This is a genomic window from Oleiphilus sp. HI0066 (assembly GCF_001635725.1).
In genome coordinates this window covers 1-1,860 of the sequence record NZ_LWFH01001467.1, presented here as the reverse complement: position 1 = coordinate 1,860, position 1,860 = coordinate 1, and the positions used below count along the sequence as shown (strand labels likewise).

General features: G+C 47.0%; 2 protein-coding genes. One reads left to right on the top strand and one right to left on the bottom strand.

The features are described 5' to 3' along the window. Positions 1-167 precede the first annotated feature (167 nt). Positions 168-506, top strand: a complete 339-nt coding sequence (locus A3738_RS22755) for a gamma-butyrobetaine hydroxylase-like domain-containing protein (RefSeq protein ID WP_068473934.1) — start codon at positions 168-170, stop codon at positions 504-506. Positions 507-520: 14 nt separating this feature from the next. Here the strand turns inward: A3738_RS22755 and ptsP are convergent. Further along, a partial coding sequence (gene ptsP, locus A3738_RS22750; protein WP_068763874.1) for a phosphoenolpyruvate--protein phosphotransferase occupies positions 521-1,860 on the bottom strand: 1,340 nt, incomplete at its 5' end.

The following is a 1,860-nucleotide window of genomic DNA, read 5'->3' as shown; positions in this document are numbered from 1 at the left end:
ATTGCACACAGTATTAGAGCGCCTTCTTGAGCAAATATCTTACGACGCGGGCGACAGCGTAAGAGAGCAGTTTGAAGTGACCGCTGCGTATGTTGACGAACAGCTCAACGAAGTGGCAGAAGACGAAGACTTAAGTCAATACATTCTATAGACGGCGAACTCTTAAGATGATCCCAACGCGCATTGAACTCAAAAAACAGTCTCGTACACTCGCCTTATCTTATGCCGATGGCGACTATGCACTGAGCTTTGAGTTATTGCGCGTATTATCGCCCTCTGCTGAAGTGCGCGGCCATGGCAAACCCATCCTACAACACAGTAAAAAGTCAGTGCAGTTAGTCGGCATAGAACAAGCCGGTAATTATGCCCTCAAGCTTAGCTTCGATGACGGACATGACTCGGGATTGTACACGTGGGACTACTTACGAAAACTTGCTTTAGAACAAACAAGTCTGTGGCAGGATTATCTCGATCAACTTAGCGATGCGGGATTAAGCCGAGAATAAGACTTTTCGAGAGATTATAAGGCCGCGGAAGATTTCACTTCAGCTAAACGAGACCTACGTAAGAATCTATCAAAACCAGCCTCTTTTAGTGCTAGCGTTAATGTACTCTCAACAATGTACGAAGAATCAAGCATCAAGACCTCTTTCAACAAGTCTTGCGCCCACTCCAAACTCACGCCTCGCAACACAGCTTTTACGCGTAATAGATTCGAAGCATTCATCGAAAGGGCGTCATAACCCATAGCCATAAGCAATAATGCGCCAGCCGGATCACCCGCTAGCTCGCCACAGATACTTAACTGAACATGCATACCCTTAGAATCTTGCGCGATCTTGTACAAAGCTTGAAGAACTGCAGGATGGAATGAATGATATAAAGGCGCAACACGCGGATTGTTACGATCTACAGCCAGCAAATACTGCGTCAAATCGTTTGAACCCACCGATAAAAAGTCGACGCGTTCAGCCAACTCGCGCACCTGATAGACCGCTGCTGGGACCTCAACCATCACTCCCACTTGCGGCATATTGACTTGATAGCCTTCTGCACGAACCTCGTGATACTCACGATAAATAAGGTGCAAGGCTTCTTCTACCTCGTTCACACTCGACACCATTGGTAACATGATGCGTAAATTGTTGAGGCCTTGGCTAGCTTTTAACATGGCGCGCATTTGCACCAAAAAGATTTCAGGGTGATCTAGCGTGACGCGGATACCACGCCAACCCAAGAAAGGATTTTCCTCTTCAATAGGAAAATACGTTAAGGCTTTATCTCCACCAATATCGAGTGTGCGCATGGTCACTTGATTCGGAGCAAACGCTTCGAGCTGCTCTCGATAATACAGCATTTGCTCGTATTCACTTGGGAAACGCTCGTTAATCATGAAAGGCACTTCGGTTCGATACAGACCGACACCCTCTGCACCATGATCAAGCGAACGCACCACGTCTGCCATTAAGCCAGTATTTACCCAAGAATGAATACGATGTCCGTCAGTTGTCTCGCATGGTAACTCGATGATCTCTTTTAAGTCTTCATCAAGCTCTTTGTCTTCATTCAATACCGTCGCATAATGCGCCTGCATTTCTGCAGAAGGCGAAATTAAAATGTCACCGTTATAACCATCAACGACCATCTCACAACGGTCAAGCTTGGATAACGGAACATCTACTAGGCCCATAACGGTAGGTATGCCCATTGCTCGCGCAAGAATCGCAACGTGCGAACTACCCGAACCTTTAATGGACACTAAGCCAACAAGATTCTCGCGCGGCACCTCGCCTAGCATTGTCGGCGTCAACTCGTCACTCACCAACACAGTGCGCTCGGGAAAGTTTAGCGTTTGTGTCT